20 protein-coding genes are annotated in these 24505 nt (G+C 70.0%); 6 read left to right on the forward strand and 14 right to left on the reverse strand.

The genetic code is table 11. From position 1 onward, the window contains the following. Nucleotides 1-159 precede the first annotated feature (159 nt). A complete protein-coding gene (locus ABT127_RS00005) occupies nucleotides 160-1074 on the reverse strand; it encodes a heme o synthase (RefSeq protein WP_351444027.1) in 915 nt (304 codons plus the stop codon). Nucleotides 1075-1539: 465 nt separating this feature from the next. On the opposite strand from ABT127_RS00005, the gene tkt reads away from it, so the two are divergent. Genes tkt through pgl form a run of 5 tightly spaced genes read left to right on the forward strand, consistent with a single transcriptional unit; the run spans nucleotide 1540 to nucleotide 8227 of the window. After that, entirely contained in the window at nucleotides 1540-3627 is a 2088-nt protein-coding gene (tkt, locus tag ABT127_RS00010; RefSeq protein WP_351443545.1) for a transketolase, read from the forward strand. A 32-nt stretch (nucleotides 3628-3659) separates the two neighbouring features. Beyond that, nucleotides 3660-4778 (forward strand): transaldolase, encoded by a 1119-nt coding sequence (gene tal / locus ABT127_RS00015; RefSeq protein WP_502971599.1) that lies wholly within the window; start codon nucleotides 3660-3662, stop codon nucleotides 4776-4778. A 4-nt stretch (nucleotides 4779-4782) separates the two neighbouring features. After that, nucleotides 4783-6318, forward strand: a complete 1536-nt coding sequence (gene zwf / locus ABT127_RS00020; protein WP_351443546.1) for a glucose-6-phosphate dehydrogenase — start codon at nucleotides 4783-4785, stop codon at nucleotides 6316-6318. Further along, nucleotides 6315-7445, forward strand: coding sequence for a glucose-6-phosphate dehydrogenase assembly protein OpcA (opcA, locus tag ABT127_RS00025; RefSeq protein ID WP_351443547.1), 1131 nt, complete (start codon nucleotides 6315-6317; stop codon nucleotides 7443-7445). The genes zwf and opcA overlap by 4 nt, the downstream gene beginning before the upstream one ends. Beyond that, nucleotides 7442-8227, forward strand: coding sequence for a 6-phosphogluconolactonase (gene pgl, locus ABT127_RS00030; RefSeq protein WP_351443548.1), 786 nt, complete (start codon nucleotides 7442-7444; stop codon nucleotides 8225-8227). The genes opcA and pgl overlap by 4 nt, the downstream gene beginning before the upstream one ends. 185 nt (nucleotides 8228-8412) lie before the next feature. On the opposite strand, the gene ABT127_RS00035 is transcribed toward pgl, so the two are convergent. The 12 genes from ABT127_RS00035 to uvrC form a co-directional block, all read right to left on the reverse strand. Further along, nucleotides 8413-10113: an FUSC family protein gene (locus tag ABT127_RS00035; protein WP_351443549.1), complete on the reverse strand. Its 1701-nt coding sequence runs from the start codon at nucleotides 10111-10113 to the stop codon at nucleotides 8413-8415. A gap of 60 nt (nucleotides 10114-10173) precedes the next feature. Beyond that, entirely contained in the window at nucleotides 10174-10431 is a 258-nt protein-coding gene (locus ABT127_RS00040) for a DUF2087 domain-containing protein (protein ID WP_351444028.1), read from the reverse strand. Between the two features lie 290 nt (nucleotides 10432-10721). Beyond that, entirely contained in the window at nucleotides 10722-12377 is a 1656-nt protein-coding gene (gene pgi / locus ABT127_RS00045; RefSeq protein WP_351443550.1) for a glucose-6-phosphate isomerase, read from the reverse strand. A gap of 174 nt (nucleotides 12378-12551) precedes the next feature. Then, on the reverse strand, nucleotides 12552-12887 hold the full coding sequence (locus tag ABT127_RS00050; RefSeq protein WP_111666920.1) for an RNA polymerase-binding protein RbpA: 336 nt from the start codon (nucleotides 12885-12887) through the stop codon (nucleotides 12552-12554). Nucleotides 12888-13114: 227 nt separating this feature from the next. Then, nucleotides 13115-13345, reverse strand: a complete 231-nt coding sequence (gene secG / locus ABT127_RS00055) for a preprotein translocase subunit SecG (RefSeq protein ID WP_111666919.1) — start codon at nucleotides 13343-13345, stop codon at nucleotides 13115-13117. Between the two features lie 171 nt (nucleotides 13346-13516). Next, nucleotides 13517-14293: a triose-phosphate isomerase gene (gene tpiA / locus ABT127_RS00060; protein WP_351443551.1), complete on the reverse strand. Its 777-nt coding sequence runs from the start codon at nucleotides 14291-14293 to the stop codon at nucleotides 13517-13519. A gap of 6 nt (nucleotides 14294-14299) precedes the next feature. After that, entirely contained in the window at nucleotides 14300-15511 is a 1212-nt protein-coding gene (locus ABT127_RS00065) for a phosphoglycerate kinase (RefSeq protein ID WP_351443552.1), read from the reverse strand. Nucleotides 15512-15649: 138 nt separating this feature from the next. Continuing rightward, nucleotides 15650-16660 (reverse strand): type I glyceraldehyde-3-phosphate dehydrogenase, encoded by a 1011-nt coding sequence (gene gap, locus ABT127_RS00070; RefSeq protein WP_018533283.1) that lies wholly within the window; start codon nucleotides 16658-16660, stop codon nucleotides 15650-15652. Between the two features lie 558 nt (nucleotides 16661-17218). Then, nucleotides 17219-18244, reverse strand: coding sequence for a DNA-binding protein WhiA (whiA, locus tag ABT127_RS00075; protein ID WP_351443553.1), 1026 nt, complete (start codon nucleotides 18242-18244; stop codon nucleotides 17219-17221). Next, entirely contained in the window at nucleotides 18235-19272 is a 1038-nt protein-coding gene (locus tag ABT127_RS00080; protein ID WP_351443554.1) for a gluconeogenesis factor YvcK family protein, read from the reverse strand. Before ABT127_RS00080 ends, whiA begins: the two co-directional genes overlap by 10 nt. Beyond that, the gene (gene rapZ, locus ABT127_RS00085) at nucleotides 19269-20288 is read right to left on the reverse strand and encodes an RNase adapter RapZ (RefSeq protein ID WP_502971600.1); all 1020 of its coding nucleotides are present in this window, start codon (nucleotides 20286-20288) and stop codon (nucleotides 19269-19271) included. Before rapZ ends, ABT127_RS00080 begins: the two co-directional genes overlap by 4 nt. Further along, nucleotides 20285-22378 carry an excinuclease ABC subunit UvrC gene (gene uvrC / locus ABT127_RS00090; RefSeq protein ID WP_351443556.1) on the reverse strand — a complete coding sequence of 698 codons (2094 nt, stop codon included), beginning with the start codon at nucleotides 22376-22378 and terminating at the stop codon, nucleotides 20285-20287. Before uvrC ends, rapZ begins: the two co-directional genes overlap by 4 nt. Nucleotides 22379-22780: 402 nt before the next feature. Between uvrC and ABT127_RS00095 the strand changes: the two genes are divergently transcribed. Next, nucleotides 22781-23731, forward strand: a complete 951-nt coding sequence (locus ABT127_RS00095) for a hypothetical protein (RefSeq protein ID WP_351443557.1) — start codon at nucleotides 22781-22783, stop codon at nucleotides 23729-23731. A gap of 197 nt (nucleotides 23732-23928) precedes the next feature. Here ABT127_RS00095 and ABT127_RS00100 read toward each other — a convergent pair whose 3' ends face one another. Further along, entirely contained in the window at nucleotides 23929-24360 is a 432-nt protein-coding gene (locus ABT127_RS00100) for a Rieske (2Fe-2S) protein (protein ID WP_351443558.1), read from the reverse strand. Nucleotides 24361-24505: the final 145 nt, after the last annotated feature.

The raw sequence follows: 24505 nt of genomic DNA on the forward strand, positions 1-24505 counted from the left end.
CCGCGCGCCGCGCCGCACGCCGGCGCCCGCCCCGCCCCACTAACTCTTGCGGTGAGGTCGAGCTCCGGGGGGCGCGGGGGGGGGGGCGGCGGGGGGGGGGGGGGGGGGGGGGGGCCGGCCCCCCCCCACCCCACCCATCGGAAGAGCTTCAGCGCCGCGTCAGCGCAGGAACGGGTCCACCGCCACCGCGACGAAGAGCAGCGACACATAGGTGATGGACCAGTGGAACAGGCGCATCTCCTTGAGCTTGCCGCCCGTGACCTCGGCCTTGGCGCGGTTCTGCAGACCGTGCGCCTCCCACAGCCAGAAGCCGCCCGCGAGCAGTGCGACCACGGTGTAGAACCAGCCGGTGTAGCCGAGCGGCGTGAGCAGCAGCGAGACCACCACCATCACCCAGCTGTAGATGACGATCTGCTTCGCGACCACCTTGTTGGAGGCGATCACCGGCAGCATCGGCACGCCCACGCGCGCGTAGTCGTCCTTCACCTTCATGGACAGCGGCCAGTAGTGCGGCGGCGTCCAGAAGAACATCACCAGGAAGAGGATGACCGGCGCCCACGACATCGAGTTGGTCACCGAGGACCAGCCGATGAGCACCGGCAGACAGCCCGCGATGCCGCCCCACACGATGTTCTGCGACGTCCGCCGCTTCAGGATCATCGTGTAGACGACCACATAGAAGAGCAGGGCGCCGAGCGACAGCCAGGCCGACAGCCAGTTCACGGCGAAACCGAACAGCAGTGTGGAGATCACCGCGAGAGAGATGCCGAAGACGAGGCACTCGTTCGGACTCACCATTCCGGTGACCAGCGGCCGCTGCGACGTGCGCTCCATGAGCGCGTCGATGTCGCGGTCGTACCACATGTTCAGCGCGTTGGCACCGCCCGCCGACAGGTAGCCGCCGAGGCAGGTGACGAGCACCAGCTTCAGGTTCGGCACACCCTGCTCGGCGAGGAACATCACCGGAACCGTGGTGATGAGCAGCAGCTCGATGATCCGCGGCTTGGTCAGCGCCACGAACGCCTTGACTCGGGCCCCGAACGGCCGCTGGCTCCGGTTGCTGCTGCTCGTCAGCGCTCCCGCTGGACGGGATTCGACGGCCGTCACGCACACCCCTGACAGAGACTCCAGCGAGCCGCCGAAGAAGACCACTTGATGTGAAGTCCCGGTAAAGGCTCGCGCGTACCACGCCACTGTAGACGTTGCCTATACCTCGCCCTTCGTGGGGGTGGGGTCGTGTTGGGCAGCATGCCGCGAAGGACGCAACGCACACGCGCGCGGACTGCCCGCTGTCCGTTTCGCCCGGGTCCGCAGGGGCACTCCAGATGAGCCGTCAGGGCCCCGGATGAGCCCGCAGATGAGCGGGTCCGTATTCACGTGAAGAACGGCCCCGATCCCTGTCAGGAGGCGGATTCCGCGCGGGCCCGGCAGTCTGGAACGAGTCGAAAAAATGCACGTTCCCGCAAGGGTAGGCTCGACAACGGCCGGTGAGACCGACATCACCGGCATTAGCCATGTGGAGAGGAGCCCTGACTCAGGGTGAGTACCAAGCCGACCACCACAGACCTCGAGTGGACCGATGTGGACCAGCGGGCGGTGGACACCGCCCGGGTCCTGGCCGCCGATGCCGTACAGAAGGTCGGTAACGGCCATCCCGGTACGGCCATGAGCCTGGCCCCGGTCGCGTACACCCTCTTCCAGAAGGTGATGCGACACGACCCGGCGGACGCCGACTGGGTCGGGCGCGACCGTTTCGTGCTGTCCGCGGGCCACTCGTCCCTGACCCTCTACATCCAGCTGTACCTGGCCGGTTTCGGCCTGGAGCTGGACGACCTGAAGGCGTTCCGCACCTGGGGCTCCAAGACCCCCGGCCACCCGGAGTACGGCCACACCACGGGCGTGGAGACCACCACGGGCCCGCTGGGCCAGGGTGTCGCCAACGCCGTGGGCATGGCGATGGCCTCGCGCTACGAGCGCGGTCTGTTCGACCCGGAGGCCGCCGCCGGCACCTCCCCGTTCGACCACTTCATCTACGCCATCGCCGGTGACGGCTGCCTCCAGGAGGGCATCTCCTCCGAGGCGTCGTCGATGGCCGGGCACCAGAAGCTCGGCAACCTGATCCTGCTGTGGGACGACAACCACATCTCGATCGAGGGCGACACCGAGACGGCCGTCTCCGAGGACACCTGCAAGCGCTACGAGGCGTACGGCTGGCACGTGCAGCGGGTCGCCCCGAAGCCCGACGGCGACCTGGACCACGAGGCGATCTACAACGCCATCGAGGCGGCCAAGGACGTCACGGACAGGCCGTCCTTCATCGCCATGCGCTCGATCATCGCCTGGCCCGCCCCGAACGCGCAGAACACCGAGGCCGCCCACGGCTCGGCGCTCGGCGACGACGAGGTGGCCGCCACCAAGCGCGTGCTCGGCTTCGACCCGGAGAAGAAGTTCGACGTCTCCGACGAGGTCATCGGTCACACCCGCAAGGCCCTCGACCGCGGCGCCCAGGCCAAGGCCGAGTGGGAGAAGTCGTTCCAGGAGTGGCGCACCGCCAACCCGGAGCGCGCCGCCGAGTTCGACCGCATCAACGCGGGCGAGCTGCCGGCCGGCTGGGAGCAGAGCATCCCCGTCTTCGAGACGGGCAAGGCCGTCGCCACGCGCGCCGCGTCCGGCAAGGTCCTCCAGGCGCTCGGCCCGGTCGTCCCCGAGCTTTGGGGCGGCTCCGCCGACCTCGCGGGCTCGAACAACACGACGATCGACAAGACGTCCTCCTTCCTCCCGGCGGGCAACCCGCTGCCGGAGGCGGACCCGTACGGCCGCACGATCCACTTCGGCATCCGCGAGCACTCCATGGCCGCGGAGATGAACGGCATCGCGCTGCACGGCCACACCCGCATCTACGGCGGCACCTTCCTGGTGTTCTCCGACTACATGCGCAATGCCGTCCGACTGTCGGCCCTGATGCACCTGCCCGTCACGTACGTGTGGACGCACGACTCCGTCGGTCTCGGCGAGGACGGCCCGACCCACCAGCCGGTCGAGCACCTGGCCTCGCTGCGGGCGATCCCCGGGCTGCACGTGGTCCGTCCCGCGGACGCCAACGAGACGGCCATCGCCTGGCGCGAGATCCTCAGGCGCGGCAAGAAGGACTACGGCAAGAGCGCCCCGCACGGCCTGTCCCTGACGCGTCAGGGCGTGCCGACGTACGAGCCGAACGAGGACACGGTCAAGGGCGGCTACGTCCTGGCCGAGGCCTCCAAGGAGACTCCGGACCTGATCCTGATCGCCACCGGTTCCGAGGTGCAGCTGGCCGTCGAGGCCCGCGAGACGCTGGAGGCCGAGGGTGTCGCCACGCGCGTGGTGTCGATGCCGTGCGTCGAGTGGTTCGAGGAGCAGGACCAGGGGTACCGGGAGAGCGTCCTGCCGTCCGCGGTCAAGGCCCGGGTGTCGGTCGAGGCCGGTATCGGTCTGACGTGGCACAAGTACGTCGGTGACGCGGGCCGCATCGTCTCGCTGGAGCACTTCGGTGCTTCCGCCGACGGCAAGGTCCTCTTCAAGGAGTTCGGTTTCACCGCCGAGAACGTGGTGGCCAAGGCGCGGGAATCCCTCGCGGCGGCCCAGCGCTGACGCCCGTACACGACTTAGGAGATGCAATTTCCATGACAGACGCACTGAAGCGCCTCTCCGAGGAGGGCGTGGCGATCTGGCTGGACGACCTGTCGCGCAAGCGGATCACGTCCGGCAATCTCGCCGAACTGATCGACCAGCAGCACGTCGTGGGCGTCACCACCAACCCGTCGATCTTCCAGAAGGCGATCTCGGAGGGCGACGGTTACGACCAGCAGCTCGCCGACCTCGCGGCCCGCAAGGTGACCGTCGAGGAAGCGATCCGCATGATCACGACGGCGGACGTCCGCGACGCCGCCGACATCCTGCGCCCGGTGTTCGACTCGACGGGCGGCCAGGACGGCCGGGTCTCCATCGAGGTCGACCCGCGCCTCGCGCACAACACCAAGGCGACGGTCGCCGAGGCCAAGCAGCTCGCCTGGCTGGTGGACCGGCCGAACACGCTCATCAAGATCCCGGCGACGAAGGCCGGTCTGCCGGCCATCACCGAGGTCATCGGCAAGGGCATCAGCGTCAACGTCACGCTGATCTTCTCGCTCGAGCGCTACCGCGAGGTCATGGACGCCTACCTGGCCGGTCTGGAGAAGGCCAAGGCCGCCGGCCTGGACCTGTCCAAGATCCACTCGGTGGCGTCCTTCTTCGTGTCCCGCGTGGACACCGAGATCGACAAGCGGATCGACGCCCTGGGCACCGACGAGGCGAAGGCCGCCCGCGGCAAGGCCGGTCTGGCCAACGCGCGGCTCGCGTACGAGGCGTTCGAGGAGGTCTTCGGCAGCGACCGCTGGACCGCCCTGGACAAGGCGCAGGCCAACAAGCAGCGTCCGCTGTGGGCCTCGACCGGTGTGAAGGACAAGGCGTACAAGGACACCCTGTACGTCGACGACCTGGTCGCCCCGGGCACGGTGAACACCATGCCGGAGGCCACGCTGGAGGCCGCGGCCGACCACGGCCGGATCACCGGGAACACCATCGCGGGCACGTACGACAGGTCCCGCCAGGAGATCGAGGCCGTCGAGAAGCTCGGCATCTCGTACGACGAGGTGGTCCAGCTCCTCGAGGACGAGGGCGTCGAGAAGTTCGAGGCGGCCTGGAACGACCTGCTCAAGTCGACCGAGGCGGAGCTCAAGCGCCTCGCCCCTTCGGAGGGCTGAACCCTTGACCGCACACGGAGCGAACCACAATCCGCTCCGTGACGCCGCAGACCGACGGCTCCCGCGCATCGCGGGGCCGTCGGGTCTGGTGATCTTCGGCGTTACGGGTGATTTGTCACGTAAAAAGCTGATGCCTGCCGTTTACGACCTCGCCAACCGGGGTCTGCTCCCCCCGGGCTTCTCGCTGATCGGGTTCGCCCGCCGCGAGTGGCAGGACGAGGACTTCGCGCAGGAAGTGCACGACGCGGTCAAGCAGCACGCCCGTACGCCGTTCCGCGAAGAGGTCTGGCAGCAGCTCATCCAGGGCATGCGCTTCGTCCAGGGCAACTTCGACGACGACGACGCCTTCGAGAACCTCAAGGCGACGATCAACGACCTCGACAAGTCGCAGGGCACGGGCGGGAACTTCGCGTTCTACCTCTCCGTACCCCCCAAGTTCTTCCCGCAGGTCGTGCAGCAGCTCAAGAAGCACGGGCTCGCGGACGCGCCCGAGGGCTCGTGGCGGCGCGCCGTCATCGAGAAGCCCTTCGGTCACGATCTCGCCTCCGCCCAGGAGCTGAACGCGATCGTGCACGAGGTGTTCGACCCGGACCAGGTGTTCCGGATCGACCACTACCTCGGCAAGGAGACCGTCCAGAACATCCTGGCGCTGCGCTTCGCCAACCAGATGTTCGAACCGATCTGGAACCGGTCGTACGTGGACCACGTGCAGATCACCATGGCCGAGGACATCGGCATCGGCGGCCGCGCGGGCTACTACGACGGCATCGGCGCCGCCCGTGACGTCATCCAGAACCACCTGCTCCAGCTGATGGCCCTGACCGCGATGGAGGAGCCCGCCTCCTTCGACGCGGACGCGCTCGTCGCGGAGAAGGCCAAGGTGCTCGGCGCCGTGCGGCTGCCCAAGGACCTCGGCCGGGACACGGTGCGCGGCCAGTACGCGGCCGGGTGGCAGGGCGGCGAGAAGGCCGTCGGCTACCTCCAGGAAGACGGCATCGACGCCAAGTCGAAGACCGACACCTACGCGGCCGTGAAGCTGGAGGTGGACAACCGCCGCTGGGCGGGCGTCCCCTTCTACCTGCGGACCGGCAAGCGGCTCGGCCGGCGCGTCACCGAGATCGCCGTCGTCTTCCAGCGCGCCCCGCACTCCCCCTTCGACCACACGGCGACGGAGGAGCTGGGCCAGAACGCGATCGTGATCCGCGTCCAGCCGGACGAGGGCATCACGGTCCGCTTCGGCTCCAAGGTGCCGGGCACGTCGATGGAGATCCGGGACGTCTCGATGGACTTCGCCTACGGCGAGTCGTTCACCGAGTCGAGCCCGGAGGCGTACGAGCGGCTGATCCTGGACGTCCTGCTGGGCGACTCGAACCTCTTCCCGCGCACGGAGGAGGTCGAGCTGTCCTGGAACATCCTCGACCCGATCGAGCAGTACTGGGACACGCACGGCAAGCCCGCGCAGTACCCGTCCGGCACGTGGGGGCCCGCCGAGGCGGACGAAATGCTCGCACGAGACGGACGGAGCTGGCGGCGCCCATGAAGATCGATCTGACGGACACCACCTCCAGCAAGATCAACAAAGCCCTGGTGCAGGGCCGTCGTGCCATCGGCACCCCGGCCGTCGGCATGGTGCTCACCCTCGTCATCGTCACCGACGAGGAGAACGCCTACGACGCACTGAAGGCGGCCAACGACGCCTCGCGCGAGCACCCTTCGCGCACCCTCGTGGTCATCAAGCGCGTCTCCCGCTCCCCGCGCGACCGCACGAAGTCGCGGCTCGACGCCGAGGTGCGGGTCGGCGCGGAGGCGGGCACCGGCGAGACCGTGATGCTCCGGCTGTACGGCGAGGTCGTGAACCACGCCCAGTCGGTCGTCCTGCCGCTGCTCCTCCCCGACGCCCCGACGGTCGTCTGGTGGCCCGTGGACGCCCCGCTGGACCCCGCGAACGACCCGCTGGGCGCCCTGGCCCAGCGGCGCGTCACGGACACCTACGCGGCCGAACAGCCGGTCCACGAGCTGGAGGCCCGCGCGGCGTCCTACTCCCCCGGCGACACCGACCTGTCCTGGACCCGGATCACGCCGTGGCGCTCCATGCTCGCGGCGGCCCTGGACCAGGTCACGACGGACGTCACGTCGGTGGAGGTCGAGGGCGAGGAGTTCAACCCGAGCTGCGAGCTGCTGGCCATGTGGCTCGCGGACCGGCTGGACGTCCCCGTCAAGCGCACCCTCTCGGCGGGCCCCGGCCTGACCGGCGTGCGGCTCGACTCCACGCACGGCCCGATCGTCCTGGACCGGGCCGACGGCACGCTGGCCACGCTCTCCATCCAGGGGCAGCCGGACCGCGCGGTCGCGCTCAAGCGGCGTGAGACGTCCGAGCTGATCGCGGAGGAGCTGCGCCGGCTGGACCCGGACGACACGTACGCGGCCGCCCTGCGGTTCGGCGTGGACCGGCTCGGCGAACCGGCGGAGCAGAAGACGGTTCCCGCGGAGTCCGCTCCGGCCGAGAAGCAGGCCGAGGCGCCGTCGCGGCCCGCGCCCGTGAAGAAGGCCGTCGCGAAGAAGGCTCCCGCCAAGAAGACGGCAGCCAAGAAGGCGGCGGCCACGAAGACAGCAGCCAAGAAGGCCCCTGCCAAGAAGGCTCCGGCCAAGAAAGCGGCAAGCAAGTGAGTGCAGCACCCCAACTGGTCGTCCATCGCGACAAGGAGCTGATGGCGCAGGCCGCCGCGGCCCGGCTGATCACCAAGATCGTCGACGCCCAGGCCGCCCGCGGTTTCGCCTCCGTCGTCCTGACGGGCGGCCGCAACGGCAACGGCCTGCTGGCCGCGCTGAGTTCGTCCCCGGCCAGGGACGCGATCGACTGGGGCCGCCTCGACCTGTGGTGGGGCGACGAGCGGTTCCTGCCGGACGGCGACCCCGAGCGCAACTACACACAGGCCAAGGAGGCGCTGCTCGACGCCGTTCCGCTCGACCCCGCGCGCGTGCACGCCATGCCCGCGTCGGACGGGCCCCACGGGGACGACGCGGACACGGCCGCCGAGGCGTATGCGGCCGAGCTGGCCGCCGCGGCCGGACCCGAGGACCACGGGGACGTCCCGGCCTTCGACGTCCTCATGCTCGGCGTCGGCCCGGACACGCACGTCGCGTCGCTCTTCCCCGAGCTGCCGGCGGTCCGTGAGACGGAGCGGACGGTGGTCGGTGTGCACGGCGCCCCGAAGCCCCCTCCCACACGCGTGTCGCTCACGCTTCCGGCCATCCGGGCCGCGCGTGAGGTGTGGCTGCTGGCGGCGGGCGAGGACAAGGCCGAGGCCGCGGCGATCGCCCTGTCGGGCGCGGGAGAGGTCCAGGCCCCGGCGGCGGGCGCCTACGGCCGCTCGCGCACGCTGTGGCTGCTCGACGCGGCCGCGGCCTCGCAGCTTCCCCCGGAGCTGTATCCGCCGGCGGTGTCCTGACCGCTGACGCCAACGGGCCCCGTACGGACGCATGTGAACACATGTGCCTGTACGGGGCCCGACGCGTTCCGGGCCGGGTCCTCAAAGACCGGGTCCTCAAAGACCGGGTCCTCAAAGACCGGGTCCTCAAAGAAGGGCGGCGACGCCGCGCCGCTGCCGGACCACGGCGGCCATGAGGTCGCCGGTCATGCCCCCTGTTGCCCGGCGCCGACGAGCGGTTCGTCGCGTACGAGCCCCTGCCGTCGTACCGTCTCGGCGAGCGTGCGGTGGGCCCGCTGTTCGGTGCGCAGCAGTTGCTCCTCGGGCAGGGCGCGCTGCCACCATTCGCCGGCGGCGGTGTCGGCGGCGTCCCTCAGCTCCACCAGGCTGGCGGTGAGGCGGCGGCGGGCGACGGCGAGATCGGCGACGGAGCCCGCGGGGACGGCCAGCGCGCTGTCGGCGCCGGCGGCGGCCTGCTCCGTGGCGGCGAGGGCCTGCTCCATCCGGCCGCCGATGCGCCGGTTGGTGATGAGTACGGCCGCGCCCAGGCCGACCACGACACCGGCGAGGGTGTCGAGGACCCGGTCGGTGACGAGCTCCGGGACGGGCCCGACATGGGCGAACTCGGTGATCAGCAGCGCCATCGGCGTGACCGAGACGGAGCCGAGCCAGTAGTTGCGGCTGATCAGCATCTCGTTGCAGAAGCTGAGGACGACGCACAGGACGGCCAGGACGACGACACTGGTCCGGGCCAGCGGGACGAGCGCGAGGAAGACCAGGACGCCCAGGACATTGCCGAGCAGACGCTGGACCACGCGGTGCCAGGTCAGGGTGACGTTCGCCTGGTAGATCGCACCGGCCGAGACGATCGCCCAGTACGGGTGGCCGACGCCGAGGGCCAGGCCCACGTACCCGGCGGCCGCGCAGCCGACGGCGCAGCGCGCGGCGATGGGCAGCACGGCCGATCCGGGCCGCAGAAGTAGCGCCACGAGACGCTTGCGGCCCTGCGCGCGACGCCCTGCGCGCTCGGCGTCGATGCCCAGCAGTTCGTCGCCGCCGCCCGGGGGCAGCTCCACCGCGGGCAGGGGGCCGCGGCCGCGCACCTGGCGGGCCCAGCCGAGGAGCTGTTCGCTGTCGCCCGCGCGGGGCGTGCCGACCAGAGCGGCTTCGGCGTGCAGCACGAGGTGTTCCAGGGTGCGCCGGGCCGGGGTGCGCTCACCGGCGGCCAGCAGGGACTGCCAGGCGCCCTGTACGGCAGCCGCGGCGGTGTGCCGGGCCCGGGCACGCCGGGTGGCGTCCTCGGTGGCGAGAGAGGCCGCTGCGGCCTCCAGGGCCCGTGCGGTGGCGCGCCGCTCGGGGCCCTCGCGCCGGATCAGGGCCGGGGCCAGTGCGACGCACGCGGCGACGACGCCCCCGCCGAAGGTCAGCAGGACGTGGAAGGGGACCTCGCGCAGCTCCTGTGGGGCGAACAGGGTGCCCGACACGACGAAGACGGGGATCACGTGGCCGGGCGGGCCGATGCGGGTGGCGTCGCAGACGGCCTTCAGCACGCCGGCGAGCACGGCGGCGATCGCGATCAGCGCGACGACGCTGTCGACGAGCGCGGCGCAGATCAGGGCGACGGCCATGCCCGCGGTCATGCCGATGACGACCCAGGCGGTGGCGCGGGCGCGCGCGCTGTAGGGCAGCTGGTGCCCGTAGAGCGCGCAGAACGCACCGGCCATGGCGTACATCGCCAGCTCGCTGCGGCCCGCCGCGAGCAGCGGGACGAGGACGAGGGCGGCGGCCACGGCGACGCTGGTCGCGGGCTTGAACCAGATGTCGGACGGCCGGTTGATGCGGAGGACGCCGGTCAGCGGGAGTCTTCGGACGGGGGGCTGTCGGGTGGCGGACGCGGCATCACTCATATCAAAAGATTAACATGTGTTTTACCCGTAAAAGATTACGTCGAGCGGCGGCTGCTCGCGCTACCGGACCGCGACCTGGTAGTCCGATCCGTCCTTCTCGCGTACGAGCAGACCGTCGATGACGCAGTAGCGGCGCAGCGCGGCGGTGTCGTCGTGGACGGTGCGCAGCGCTTCGTTGACCTCGCGCTCGCTGTAGGAGCGGTCCGCGTCGAAGAGGGTGTCCGTGAGATGGACGAGAAGCTGGTGCCGGACGGTGGCACGCACCGGGATCGCCGTCAGCCGGCCGCCGGCGAAGAAGCCGGTGAGATGGCGCGGCACCCCCGAGGCCGGCTCGGGCGCCTTGGCCCGCCGGAACACCTCGGGTCCGGCGCGCAGCGACCCCTCGGCGTCGCGCTCGACGAGCCCGGCCGCGATCAGTTTGCCCAGATGCCTGCGGGCGACCGGGGAGTCGGCCTCGCGCGGTGGCAGGTCGTCGAGCACGATGCGCGCGTACAGCCTGAGCCGCTCGGGGTCGGCGAGCGCTGAGAACAACTGGTCCACGGGGGCCTCCGGGCGGAGTGACGGACGGAACCGGCAGTCTCGCCCGTCACCGGCCCCCGTGCATCCGATTAACGGCCTCGCAGCTCCCGGTACTTGGCCACGAGCGCCTTGGTGGACTCGTCGAGTCCGGGCACGTCCGCACCCTCCGTCAGGGCGGGCTCGACGCGCTTGGCGAGCACCTTGCCGAGTTCGACGCCCCACTGGTCGAAAGAGTCGATGTTCCACACGGCTCCCTGGACGAACACCTTGTGCTCGTAGAGGGCGACGAGCTGGCCGAGCACCGAGGGGGTGAGCTTCTTCGCCAGGATCGTGGTGGTGGGGTGGTTGCCCTTGAACGTCTTGTGCGGCACCAGGTCCTCGGCGACGCCCTCGGCGCGCACCTCGTCGGGCGTCTTGCCGAAGGCCAGCGCCTGCGTCTGCGCGAAGAAGTTGGCCATCAGCAGATCGTGCTGCGCGACGAGCCCGGGCAGCAGATCGGCGACCGGCTCGGCGAAGCCGATGAAGTCCGCCGGGATCAGCTTCGTGCCCTGGTGGATCAACTGGTAGTACGCGTGCTGCCCGTTCGTGCCCGGCGTGCCCCACACCACCGGGCCGGTCTGCCAGGCCACCTCGTCGCCGTTGCGCTGCACGTACTTGCCGTTCGACTCCATGTCGAGCTGCTGCAGGTAGGCGGTGAACTTCGACAGGTAGTGACTGTAGGGCAGAACGGCGTGCGACTGGGCGTCGTGGAAGTTGCCGTACCAGATGCCCAACAGGCCCATCAGCAGCGGAACGTTGGATTCGGCGGGCGCCGTGCGGAAGTGCTCGTCGACGAGGTGGAACCCGTCGAGCATCTCGCGGAACGCGTCGGGGCCGATCGCGATCATCAGCGAGAGCCCGATCGCGGAGTCGTACGAGTACCGCCCGCCGACCCAGTCCCAGAACTCGAACATGTTGGCCGTGTCGATGCCGAACTCGGCGACCTTCTCCGCGTTGGTCGACAGGGCCACGAAGTGCTTGGCGACGGCTTCCTGATCGGCCCTCAGTTCGGTGAGCAGCCAGTTGCGCGCGGAGGTCGCGTTGGTGATCGTCTCGATCGTCGTGAAGGTCTTCGACGCGATGATGAACAGCGTCTCCGCCGCGTCCAGGTCACGTACGGCCTCGTGGAGGTCGGCCCCGTCCACGTTCGACACGAAGCGGACGGTGAGGTCCCGGTCGGTGAAGGAGCGCAGCACCTCGTACGCCATGGCGGGTCCGAGGTCGGAGCCGCCGATGCCGATGTTGACGATGTTCCTGATGCGCTTGCCGGTGTGACCGGTCCACTCGCCGGAGCGCACCTTGTCCGCGAACGCGCTCATCTGGTCGAGGACGGCGTGCACGGCGGGGACGACGTTCTCCCCGTCGACCTCCACCACGGCGTCGCGCGGGGCCCGCAGCGCGGTGTGCAGCACGGCCCGGTCCTCGGTCGTGTTGATCTTCTCGCCGCGGAACATGGCGTCGCGCAGGGCGAAGACACCGGTCGCACCGGCCAGCTCGCGCAGCAGTCGCAGCGTCTCGTCCGTGACCAGGTGCTTGGAGTAGTCGACATGGAGGTCGCCGACCTGGTGCACGTAGCCGGAGCCACGCGCGGGATCGGCCGCGAACACCTCACGGAGCTGTACGTCGCCCAGCTGTTCCCGGTGCTTGGCGAGCGCCTGCCACTCGGGGGTCCGGTTCAGCGCTGCCTGCTTGTCGGACGCGTTCATCTCGACCTTCAGCCTTCTCTCGTACGCGCGTACGGGCGATGCCCCACTACTGCCACCCAACCTAGTTGATCAGGGTGAATCGGGCCTTTCGGCGCAACGAAATCCCGGGCGCGCGTCGGCCCGGGTACGAAGGCGGGCCGGGCACCGTCCCTGGTGCCCGGCCCGGCCGGCAGATCAGATCTCGCCCCGCAGTTTCGCGAGCGCCTCGGCGAGGATGGCCTCGCCGTCGGCGTCACTGCGACGCTCCCGTACGTACGCGAGGTGCGTCTTGTACGGCTCGGTGCGCGGCGGGTCCGGCGGATTGTCCCGGTCCTGCCCCGCCGGGAATCCGCAGCGCGGACAGTCCCAGGTCTCCGGCACCTGCGCGTCGGAGGCGAAGCTCGGCTGCGTCTGGTGTCCGTTCGAACACCAGAAGGAGATGGCCAGGCGCGGCGCGGACTCGCCACGCTCGGCCTCACCCATCGGCCCCGCCCCGACCCGACTTCCTCGGATCGCGTTGCCACTTGCCACGGTCGTAACTCCCTGCGTGATGGTGCCGCGAAGCGTGTCGGCGTCTCACTTCGCCGCGGAGCGCCACAGTCTACGTAAGGCCCAACGCGCGTCCAGTGATTGGAGTTACATCCCCTCCACCTAGACGCAAGCCCCATGATAGGCCGCGCAGTTGAGCGCGTACCTTACATGGGGCCTTACGTGAAAATACGTGACCTGTGTGCAGTTGTGACGAGTCGCTGCGAAGGTCAGTTGTTGATCTTCATGAGAATGCCGAGCACGACGATGCACGCGAACCAGAGCAGACCGATCACGACGGTGATCCGGTCCAGGTTGCGCTCGGCGACCGAGGAGCCACCGACGGAGGACTGCATGCCGCCACCGAACATGTCGGAGAGGCCGCCACCCTTTCCCTTGTGCATGAGCACCAGGAGCATCAGCAGCAGGCTGAAGACGATCAGGGCGATCGAGAACCCCATAACCACGGCTGGACCAACTTCCTCGGACTGAACTCGGACTGAAAACTGACTTGTCTGACGTTAAGGAACGACCAGGGCCGAGCAGCGTGCCGCTCGGCCCCGCAAGGGTACGACGTATCGCCGCCGGCGCATACTCACTGTCCGGACGACAGGTCGTCGATCTTCTCCGGCCTACTGCTCGCCGAAGCGCACGATCTTGACGAACTCGTCGGCGTCCAGCGCGGCACCGCCGACCAGGGCGCCGTCGATGTCGGCCTGGCCCATGATCTCCTTGACGTTGCCCGACTTGACCGAGCCGCCGTACTGGATGCGGACCTTCTCGGCGACGTCCTCGGAGTACAGCTCGGCGAGCTTGCCGCGGATGGCCTTGCAGACCTCCTGCGCGTCGTCGGCGCCGCACACCTTGCCGGTGCCGATCGCCCACACGGGCTCGTAGGCGATGACGATGGTCTCGGCCTGCTCGGCCGGGAGGTCCTTGAGGCCGCCCTCGACCTGGGCGAGCGTGTGGGAGACGTGGTTGCCCGCCTCGCGGACGTCCAGCTCCTCACCGACGCACAGGATCGGCGTGATGCCGTGCTTGTAGGCGGCCTTCACCTTGGCGTTGACGATCTCGTCGGTCTCGTTGTGGTACTGCCGGCGCTCGGAGTGGCCGATCGCGACGTACGTGCACTTGAGCTTGGCGAGCATCGGGCCCGAGATCTCACCGGTGTAGGCACCGGAGTCGTGCGCCGAGAGGTCCTGGGCGCCGTACTTGATCTTGAGCTTGTCGCCGTCCACCAGCGTCTGCACGGAGCGCAGGTCGGTGAAGGGCGGCAGGACGGCGACCTCGACGGCTTCGTAGTCCTTGTCCGCGAGAGCGAAGGCGAGCTTCTGGACGTGGGCGATGGCCTCGAGGTGGTTGAGGTTCATCTTCCAGTTGCCCGCCATGATCGGCGTGCGGGTGCTCATAAAGGGTCAGTCCTCCAGTGCGGCGAGACCGGGCAGCGTCTTGCCCTCGAGGTATTCGAGGGAGGCGCCGCCGCCGGTCGAGATGTGGCCGAATGCCTTCTCGTCGAAGCCCAGGGTACGGACCGCGGCGGCGGAGTCGCCGCCACCCACCACGGTGAAGCCCGGGGAGTCGATGAGGGCCTGGGCGAGCTCCTTGGTGCCCTCGGCGTAGTCGGGGTGCTCGAAGACGCCCATCGGGCCGTTCCAGAAGACGGTCTGCGCGTCGGCGAGCTTCGAGGCGTACAGCTTGCGGGTCTCCGGGCCGATGTCGAGGCCCTCCTGGTCGGCCGGGATGGCGTCCGCGGCGACGGTGGAGGGGTTGGCCGGGGCCTTGGTCTTGAGGTCGGGGAAGTCCGTCGACACCAGGACGTCCACCGGCAGCACGAGCTCCACACCGCTCTTCTCGGCGCGCTCCATGTACTCGGTGACCGCCGGGAGCTGGTCCTCCTGGAGGAGCGAGATGCCGACCTCGTAGCCCTTGGCCTTGAGGAACGTGTACGCCATGCCGCCGCCGATGAGGAGACGGTCCGCCTTGCCGAGCAGCTCGTCGATGACGGCCAGCTTGTCGGAGACCTTGGCGCCGCCGAGCGCGACCACGTACGGGCGCCTGACGTCGTCGGTGAGCTTCTTCAGGACGCCGACCTCGGTGGCGATGAGGAAGCCGGCGTAGTGCGGGAGCCGCTTCGGCAGGTCGTACACCGAGGCGTGCTTGCGGTGCACCGCGCCGAAGCCGTCGCCCACGTAGAGGTCGGCGAGGGCGGCCAGCCGGTCGGCGAACTCGCCGCGCTCGGTGTCGTCCTTGCTCGTCTCCCCCGCGTTGAACCGCAGGTTCTCGATGACGGCGACCTGACCCGGCTCCAGACCGTTCACCGCGTCGTGGGCGGCGGGGCCGACGGTGTCCTGGGCGAAGGCGACCGGCTTGCCGAGCAGCTCGGCGAGGCGCTCGGCGGCGGGCAGCAGGGAGAACTGCGGGTCCGGGGCGCCCTTGGGACGGCCCAGGTGGGAGGCGACGATGACCTTGGCGCCCGCTCCGGCCAGGGCCTCGACGGTCGGCAGGACGGCGCGGATGCGGCCGTCGTCGGTGATGAGGCCGTCGGCCAGCGGCACGTTGAGGTCGGCGCGGACGAACACCCGCTTACCGTCGACCCCTTCGGCGAGAAGTTCCTCAATGGTCTTCATGAGTGGGCTCCTTGAGAGGACTGGTCGTACGAGGCTGAGAGGCTGACGTGCGAAGGGCCCGGACCGTCGCGCGGCGTCGCGCGGGTCCGGACCCTTCGCTCACATCTGAGTGCCTTGCTGCTCCAGAACCTTAGAGGTTCAGAGCTGGCCGCCGACGAAGACCGTGAGGTCGACGAGGCGGTTGGAGTAGCCCCACTCGTTGTCGTACCAGCCGAGGATCTTCACCGTCTTGCCCTCCTGGACCATCGTCAGGGAGGAGTCGAAGGTGCAGGACGCCGGGTCGCTCACGATGTCCGAGGACACGATCGGGTCCTCGGTGTAGAACAGGATGCCCTTGAGGTCGCCGTCGTCGGCGGCCTTCTTGAACGCGGCGTTGACCTCGTCCTTGGTGACCTCGCGCTGCAGCTCCACGACCAGGTCGGTGGCCGAGCCGGTGGGAACCGGGACGCGCATGGCGATGCCGTCCAGCTTGCCCTTCAGCTGCGGGAGCACCAGGGCGGTGGCCTTGGCGGCACCGGTGGTGGTCGGGATGATGTTCTCGGCGGCGGCGCGGGCGCGACGCAGGTCCGAGTGCGGGAAGTCCAGGATGCGCTGGTCGTTGGTGTACGCGTGGACCGTCGTCATCAGGCCCTTGACGATGCCGAAGTTCTCGTCGAGAACCTTGGCCATCGGCGCCACACAGTTGGTGGTGCAGGACGCGTTCGAGATGACGTGGTGGTTGGCCGCGTCGTACTTGTCCTGGTTGACACCCATCACGATGGTGATGTCCTCGTCCTTGGCCGGAGCCGAGATGAGGACCTTCTTCGCGCCACCGGCGATGTGCTTCTCGGCGTCGGCCTTCTTGGTGAAGATGCCGGTCGACTCGATGACGATGTCGACGCCCAGCTGACCCCACGGGATGTCGGCCGGGTTGCGCTCCGAGAGCACCTTGATGGTGTGGCCGTCGACCGTGATGGTGTCCTCGGTGTGCGACACCTCGGCCTTGAGGCGACCCAGGATGGTGTCGTACTTCAGGAGGTGTGCAGTGGTCGCGGTGTCACCCAGGTCGTTGACAGCCACGATCTCGATGTCCGCACCCTGCTCCAGCAGCGCGCGGAAGTAGTTACGACCGATGCGGCCAAAGCCGTTGATGCCTACGCGGATCGTCACGAACCGATCTCCTCGTTGGTACGCCGGGTTTCGACGCCGGCGAGATTTATTGGGATGTCCCCGACCGCCTCCGACCCTACCTCCCATAAAGGCTTTGGGTGACATCGAGCGTCCGTACGCAGCGCACATCGGCTCGTACTCATCAGTAACGTCGTGGTCGCGGCTTATTTCGAGGGTATTTCCGCGCCGATCCGGCTGATCAGTCGCTAATTGAGCGCGGTGCCTTTCTGATGAGCGCGCGCGGGCCGGGGGCGGGGCGCGGGGCCGTCCGGGTGACGGGGCGCGGCCGCCGGCGGCGGACGGTGCGGGTGGCCGGGTACGGCGGAAGTCCGGTTTCCGGATTTCGACGGCCGCGCCGATGAGCGGATAAATGCTCGTGGGAACTGTCCACGCGATGTTTGAAGGCGCGATGACCTCCTGGACCGGATGGCCTCGCGCAAAGGCGCTTATTGAGGCGCGATATCCCGTGGTCGACCACGGTGACGCGGGTGACGGAAAAAGCCGGTGGCGGCACCCCGTCGAGGGTGCCGCCACCGGCTCGTCCGGCTGTCCGCGGGATCAGCCCGCCATGTTGTCCGCGAGGCTGTCGGCCAGGCCGTCCGCCATTTCGTCGGCCAGTTCCTCCGTCAGGTTCGACTCCGTGCCCGGGATGCCGAGGTCCTGCGCCCGCTTGTCCGCCATGGCCAGCAGACGGCGGATCCGGCCGGCGACCGCGTCCTTGGTCAGCGGCGGGTCGGCGAGCGCGCCCAGCTCCTCCAGGGAGGCCTGCTTGTGCTCCATGCGCAGCCGCCCGGCGGCCGCCAGGTGCTCGGGCACCTCGTCGGCCAGGATCTCCAGGGCGCGCTGCACGCGGGCGCCCGCGGCGACCGCTGCGCGGGCCGAGCGGCGCAGGTTCGCGTCGTCGAAGTTCGCCAGGCGGTTGGCGGTGGCGCGGACCTCGCGGCGCATCCGCCGCTCCTCCCACGCGAGCACAGACTCGTGGGCACCCATCCGGGTGAGCAGCGCGCCGATCGCGTCGCCGTCACGGACGACGACCCGGTCCACACCGCGCACCTCACGGGCCTTGGCGGCGATCGAGAGCCGGCGGGCGGCGCCGACCAGCGCGAGCGCGGCCTCCGGGCCCGGGCAGGTCACCTCCAGGGAGCTGGAGCGCCCCGGCTCGGTGAGCGAGCCGTGCGCCAGGAACGCGCCCCGCCAGGCCGCCTCCGCGTCGCAGGTGGCCCCCGAGACCACCTGCGGGGGCAGACCGCGGATCGGACGGCCGCGGCCGTCCACGAGCCCCGTCTGTCGCGCCAGCTGGTCGCCGCCGGCCACGACCCGTACGACGAAGCGCGAGCCGCGCCGCAGCCCGCCCGGCGCCATCACGATCAGCTCCGAGCTGTGCCCGAAGATCTCGAGAATGTCCCGCTTGAGCCGCCGGGCGGCCATCGCGGTGTCCAGCTCCGCCTCGATCACGATGCGGCCGCTCACCAGGTGAAGGCCGCCCGCGAACCGCAGGATCGCCGAGACCTCCGCCTTTCTGCAGCAGGTCCGGGTGACGGGAAGCCGGGAGATCTCGTCCTTCACCGCTGCCGTCATCGCCATGGGCCGATCCTTCCATGCATCCGAAAAATACGGTCGTACGCGGCGGCCAACAGCTCCGGATCATGTCTTGGAGTCCCGTCGGGCCTGGCTACCGGCGCCAGCTCGACCGCGGCACCGAATCGCTCCTTGGCGGCATCGATGAGTTCGTCGCGGTCGGGCACGGCGGCCTCGTCGGCCAGCACCACGTCCAGGGCGAGTTTAGGGGCGTGTCGTCCCAAAACCTCCAAATGACGCTGCGGTGAGAACCCATCGGTTTCTCCGGGTTGCGGCGCGAGGTTGAGCGAGAGGACCTTACGGGCCTTCGTCTCGACGAGCGCGTCGAGCAGTTCGGGCACCAGGAGGTGCGGGATCACGGAGGAGAACCAGGAGCCCGGGCCGAGCACCACCCAGTCCGCGTCGAGCACCGCGGCGACCACCTCGGGCACGGCCGGCGGGTCGTGCGGCACCACGTGCACGGACTGGACCTCGCCCGGGGTGAGGGCGACGTTCGCCTGGCCGCGGATGGTCCGGATGTCGTCCGGGCGCGCCGGATCGTCCCCCCTGACCTCGGCTTGCAGCTCCAGCGGTACCGCTGACATGGGCAGGACGCGGCCCTGCGCGCCCAGCAGCCTGCCGACCAGGTCCAGGGCCTGGACGTGGTCGCCGAGCTGCTCCCACAGGGCGACGATCAGCAGATTGCCGACCGCGTGCCCGTTCATCTCGCCCGGTGACTGGAAGCGGTGCTGGATGACGCGGGCCCAGGTCTGGCCCCAGTCGTCGTCGCCGCACAGGGCCGCGAGGGCCTTGCGCAGGTCGCCGGGCGGCAGCACGCCCAGCTCGTCCCGCAGGCGCCCGCTGGAGCCGCCGTCGTCGGCGACCGTGACGACGGCCGTGAGGTCGCCCGTGATGCGGCGCAGCGCCGCGAGCGACGCCGACAGGCCCATGCCGCCGCCGAGCGCGACGACCTTGGGCGTCGCGCCCTTGCCGGGCGTCGTCGGTGAGCTCCTGCGGCGGATCCTGCTGGTGAGCCGCAGCGTACGTCCCGTCATTCGCGGCCCATGTCCCGGTGGACGACCACGGTCTCCACGCCCTGCGCGGCGAGCCGGGCGGCGAGCTTCTCCGAGGTGGCGACGGAGCGGTGCTTGCCGCCGGTACAGCCGACGGCGATGGTCACGTACCGCTTGCCCTCGCGGCGGTAACCGGCCGCGATCAGCTGGAGCAGCTCGGTGTAGCGGTCGAGGAACTCCTTGGCGCCGGGCTGCGAGAAGACGTAGTTCGAGACCTCTTCGTTGAGCCCCGTGAAGGGGCGCAGCTCGGGGACCCAGTGCGGGTTCGGCAGGAAGCGCATGTCGACGACGAGGTCGGCGTCGACGGGCAGCCCGTACTTGAAGCCGAACGACATGACGGTGGCCCGCAGCTCGGGCTCCTCCTCGCCCGCGAACTGGGCGTCCATCTTGGCGCGCAGCTCGTGCACGTTCAGGCTGGAGGTGTCGATGACGAGGTCGGCGTCGCCGCGCAGCTCGCGCAGGAGTTCGCGCTCGGCGTCGATGCCGTCGACGATGCGGCCGTCCCCCTGCAGGGGGTGCGGGCGGCGCACCGACTCGAAGCGGCGCACCAGCGCCTCGTCGGAGGACTCCAGGAAGACGATGCGCCGGGTGACGTGCTTGGACTCCAGGTCGGCGAGGGACTCCCGGAGGTTGTCGAAGAAGCGGCGGCCGCGGACGTCGACGACGACCGCGATCCGTGCCACGTTCCCCTGCGAGCGGGCGCCGAGCTCCACCATGGTGGGGATCAGCGCGGGCGGCAGGTTGTCGACGACGAACCAGCCGAGGTCCTCCAGGCACTTGGCGGCGGTGGAGCGGCCCGCGCCCGACATGCCCGAGATGATCACCAGCTCGGGGATGGCGGAGTCGGGGACGCCGGGGGTGTCGTGGGTGGTGCCTGTGCCGGTACTCACTGGTGCTCCATCGTCGGATTGCTGCCCGGTCGGCTGCGGTGGCGCGGGGCTGTGCGCCGTACCGCCGGTGTCGCCGGTGTCGCTGCTCTCGTGGTCCTGCTCGGTCATGACTCCTGCCCCCGTCGTTCTTCCGAGGCGCCCACGGGCTCCTCGGTGGTCCGCGCGTCCGTCGCGCGGTCCGTGGTGTGGTCCGTGACGTCGACGTGGTCGGTCGTGTCGTCGTCTTCCATGATCTCTCCGGTCGCCGTGTTCACGGCCGGTGCCACCGGTGCCGACTGCGCGAAGGCGGCCACGATGGTCTCGGCCGTCTTGCGGCCTATGCCGGGAACCTCGCAGATCTGGTCGATTGTGGCGGACCGCAGCCGCTTCACCGAACCGAAGTGCTTGATGAGGGCCTGCTTACGGGCGTCGCCGAGTCCCGCTACGTCGTCCAGCGGGCCGGCCCGGAAACGCTTGGCCCGCTTGGTGCGCTGGTAGGTGATGGCGAAACGGTGGGCCTCGTCGCGAACCCGCTGCAGAAGGTAGAGCCCTTCGCTGGTCCGCGGCAGCACCACCGGGTCGTCCTCGTCGGGCACCCAGACCTCTTCCAGGCGCTTGGCGAGGCCGCACACGGCGATGTCGTCGATGCCCAGCTCGTCCAGGGCCCGCTGGGCCGCCGCGACCTGCGGCTGGCCGCCGTCCACCACGACGAGCTGGGGCGGATAGGCGAACTTCTTGGGGCGCCCGTCGTCCTCGGTGAGGCGCATCTCCTGCTCGGTCTCGTCGTCCGGCTCGGTGTCGGACCAGTCGGCCGACTTCTCCTGGGCGGCGAGATAGCGCTTGAAGCGGCGCGTGATCACCTCGTGCATGGAGCGGACGTCGTCCTGCCCCTCGAAGCCCTTGATCTGGAAGCGCCGGTACTCGCTCTTGCGGGCGAGGCCGTCCTCGAAGACCACCATGGAGGCGACCACGTCGTCGCCCTGGAGGTGGGAGATGTCGTAGCACTCGATGCGCAGCGGGGCGCTGCCCAGGTCGAGGGCCTCGGCGATCTCCTCCAGGGCGCGCGAGCGGGTGGTCAGGTCGGAGGCGCGCCGGGTCTTGTGCAGGACCAGCGCCTGCTGCGCGTTCCTGTGCACCGTCTCCATGAGTGCCTTCTTGTCGCCGCGCTGCGGGATGCGCAGCGAGACGATCGAGCCGCGGCGCTCGGTCAGCCAGGCCTGGATCGGCTCGACGGGCTCGGGCAGCGCGGGGACGAGTACCTCCTTGGGAACGGCGTCGCCGCTCTCCTCCCCGTAGAGCTGCTGGAGCGCGTGCTCGACCAGGTCACCGCTGGTGACGGCCTCGACCTTGTCGGTGACCCAGCCGCGCTGGCCGCGGACGCGTCCGCCGCGCACGTGGAAGATCTGGACCGCCGCTTCCAGCTCGTCCTCCGCGAGGGCGATGAGGTCGGCGTCGGTGGCGTCGGCGAGCACGACCGCGCTCTTCTCCATGGCCTTCTTCAGGGCCTCGATGTCGTCGCGCAGGCGGCCCGCCCGCTCGTACTCCATCTCCTCGGCCGCCGCCTGCATCTCCTTCTCCAGGCGGCGGATGTACGTCCCCGTGCGCCCGGCCATGAAGTCGCAGAACTCGTCGGCCAGTTCGCGGTGCTCGTCCGGGGTGACCCGGTCCACGCAGGGCGCCGAGCACTTGCCGATGTATCCCAGGAGGCAGGGGCGGCCGGTCCGGGCCGCGTTCTTGAACACTCCGGCGGAGCAGGTGCGCACCGGGAAGACGCGCAGCAGGAGATCGACGGTGTCGCGGATCGCCCAGGCGTGCGTGTAGGGGCCGAAATAGCGCACGCCCTTCTTCTTCTGGCCACGCATGACCTGGACGCGGGGAAATTCCTCGTTCATGGTCACCGCGAGGTACGGATAGCTCTTGTCGTCGCGGTACTTGACGTTGAACCGGGGGTCGTACTCCTTGATCCAGGAGTACTCCAGCTGCAGCGCCTCGACCTCCGTGGACACCACCGTCCACTCCACGGACGCGGCCGTGGTGACCATGGTGCGGGTGCGCGGGTGCAGGTTCGCCAGGTCCTGGAAGTAGTTCGCCAGGCGCTGGCGCAGACTCTTCGCCTTTCCGACGTAGATCACCCGGCGGTGTTCGTCGCGGAACCTGTACACCCCTGGGGAGTCGGGAATCTGTCCCGGCTTGGGGCGGTAGCTGGAGGGGTCGGCCATGTCAGACACCCTACTTCCGGGGTGTGACAGTTCGGGCCGGTCCGGCGCCGGACCGGCCGCGCACCTCGCCAGGTCAGCCCGTCCGGCGGGCGGGCCGAGCGGCCGCGGCCGTGCCGCTGCCGACCCGGCCGCGGCGCCTTCTGCCGGGTCACGCCGGGTGTCCGGGGCCTCGTCGACGCCTCCCCTCCATGTCCGGACACGCTGGCGGGGATCGGCCCTTGTCGGTAGCAGATCAACACGCTTCAATGCCGGGTGACTTCGGGCGCTGAACGACGTCGTACGGATGTGAGGGAACCCTGTACGTCGACCGACCGCCCTCACTCCGACCGGCGCGAACGCCCCGATACAGCGATGTGGATGTTCACATTCCGCAGGCAGTGTGCGGAGAAGCGGGAGACCCCGATGCGACTGGGCGAACAGCACACAGAAACCCAACGGCCACCGGCTCTGGAGGCGGCTCTGCGCAGCGGCCCGTTCCATGTCGCCCTGCGGGCCGCGATAGCCGCCCGCAGACTGCCGCTGCACCGGGTGCAGCACCATCTGTCGCGCCAGGGCATCAAGGTCGGCGTGACCAGCCTGAGTTACTGGCAGCAGGGCGCGCGAAGACCGCAGCGCGACGAGTCGATGCGGGCCGTGCGCGCGCTGGAGGAGATCCTTCAGCTGCCCGACGAGTCGCTGATCCGGCTGCTGGGGCGGAGCGAGAAGCCCGTCGCCGAGCAGCCGCCCGCGACCCGCCCGTACCGCCCCGTGACCACGGCGTCCGGGGTGCTGCACCGCCTGCTGACAGAGCTGGGATCGCCCCTGGACGGGGGGCTGCACACCGTCGGGCACTTCGAACGGGTCCGGATCGGGGCCCGCAGGGAGCTGCTCGGCAGGGACTCGCAGCACATCGTGCGGGCCCATCACGACGGGGTGGACCGCTATGTGGCCGTCCACCATGGAGACCCGGGCTGCTCCCCCAGGGACGTGGCGGTCGAGGCCATGGAGAACTGTCGTACGGGACGGATGTGCTGGGACACCAAGACCGGTGTGCTGGTGACGGAACTCCTCTTCGACACGCGGCTGCGGGCCGGTGACACCCATGTGTTCCGCTACGGGTTCCGGGACGGCACCGCGGGCACGTCGAGCGAGTACGTCCGCGGGTTCAGCCGCGCAGGCGGGCAGTACGCGCTCCAGGTGCGGTTCGCCGACGACATGCTGCCCGTGCGCTGCCACCGGTTCGCCCAGCGCTCGACGGTCGCCCCACGCGTCGACCACCAGGAGCTGACGCTCAGCGACCGGCACCGGTCGGTGCACATGGTGGAGCAGGGGGTGCGGGTGGGGCTGCTGGGGATCGGCTGGGACTGGGAGTAGGGGGTGGGGCCGGCCTGGCCTGAGCCTGGCCGGCCCTGAGTCGGTCGGCCCGGCCCGGCCCGGCTCTGCTCGGCCCGGCTCAGGCATGGTGGGCGGCCGGAAGCGGTGGGGCGGCCGGGCGGTGGCGTCGGGATCAGGACGTTCGCGGCGCGGACTACCGCTCGGAGCCCGCGACCTATCGCCTGGGGCCCGCGACCCTACGGCTTGGGGCGGGCGACGATCTTGCCGCCCTCGACCTTCACCGACAGCTCCTCCAGCGGCTGCGTCGCCGGGGACTGCAACACCTTCCCGGTGGTGGCGTCGAACTTGCTGCCGTGGCAGTTGCAGGTCAGCTCGGTGCCCTTCAGCATGCCGATCGGGCAGCCCGCGTGGGTGCAGATGGTGCTGAACGCCCTGTAGTCGCCGCTCTTGGCGCGGCTGACCACGACGTGCTCGTCCCGGTAGAGCTTCGCGCCGCCCTCGGGGACCTCGTCGGCCTTCCCCAGGTCGACGGGTGCGGTGGGTGCGGCGGCCGCGCCCGAGTCGGCGCCGGCGGAGCACGCGGTCAGGCCGATCCCGGCCGTTCCCGCCACGGCGACGCCGCGCAGCGCGGTGCGGCGGGAGATGCGGGAAGGGGGTGTGCCGGGCATCGGGGCTCCACAGGTGTCGCGGGGCGGAGGCAGCCGGGCGACAGGCCGACAACCGACCGGCGGCCGGGAACCGACCGACCTCACGGCTGACCAGAAGTGACGGATCAGACGATACCGGCGGGGAATCGGGCACCTCGCGGGCCCC

The organism is Streptomyces sp. NPDC001904, assembly GCF_040297005.1.
In the GTDB taxonomy this organism is placed as follows: domain Bacteria; phylum Actinomycetota; class Actinomycetes; order Streptomycetales; family Streptomycetaceae; genus Streptomyces.

Bases quoted from the DNA above. Each gene is read 5' to 3' on its own strand.
- opcA (WP_351443547.1), top strand. From the start codon at position 6,315: ATGAAGATCGATCTGACGGACACCACCTCCAGCAAGATCAACAAAGCC.
- tpiA (WP_351443551.1), bottom strand. From the start codon at position 14,293: ATGAGCACCCGCACGCCGATCATGGCGGGCAACTGGAAGATGAACCTC.
- tal (WP_502971599.1), top strand. From the start codon at position 3,660: ATGACAGACGCACTGAAGCGCCTCTCCGAGGAGGGCGTGGCGATCTGG.
- ABT127_RS00100 (WP_351443558.1), bottom strand. From the start codon at position 24,360: ATGCCCGGCACACCCCCTTCCCGCATCTCCCGCCGCACCGCGCTGCGC.
- pgi (WP_351443550.1), bottom strand. From the start codon at position 12,377: ATGAACGCGTCCGACAAGCAGGCAGCGCTGAACCGGACCCCCGAGTGG.
- ABT127_RS00095 (WP_351443557.1), top strand. From the start codon at position 22,781: ATGCGACTGGGCGAACAGCACACAGAAACCCAACGGCCACCGGCTCTG.
- whiA (WP_351443553.1), bottom strand. From the start codon at position 18,244: ATGGCGATGACGGCAGCGGTGAAGGACGAGATCTCCCGGCTTCCCGTC.
- ABT127_RS00080 (WP_351443554.1), bottom strand. From the start codon at position 19,272: ATGACGGGACGTACGCTGCGGCTCACCAGCAGGATCCGCCGCAGGAGC.
- ABT127_RS00065 (WP_351443552.1), bottom strand. From the start codon at position 15,511: ATGAAGACCATTGAGGAACTTCTCGCCGAAGGGGTCGACGGTAAGCGG.
- ABT127_RS00035 (WP_351443549.1), bottom strand. From the start codon at position 10,113: ATGAGTGATGCCGCGTCCGCCACCCGACAGCCCCCCGTCCGAAGACTC.
- rapZ (WP_502971600.1), bottom strand. From the start codon at position 20,288: ATGACCGAGCAGGACCACGAGAGCAGCGACACCGGCGACACCGGCGGT.
- uvrC (WP_351443556.1), bottom strand. From the start codon at position 22,378: ATGGCCGACCCCTCCAGCTACCGCCCCAAGCCGGGACAGATTCCCGAC.
- secG (WP_111666919.1), bottom strand. From the start codon at position 13,345: ATGGGGTTCTCGATCGCCCTGATCGTCTTCAGCCTGCTGCTGATGCTC.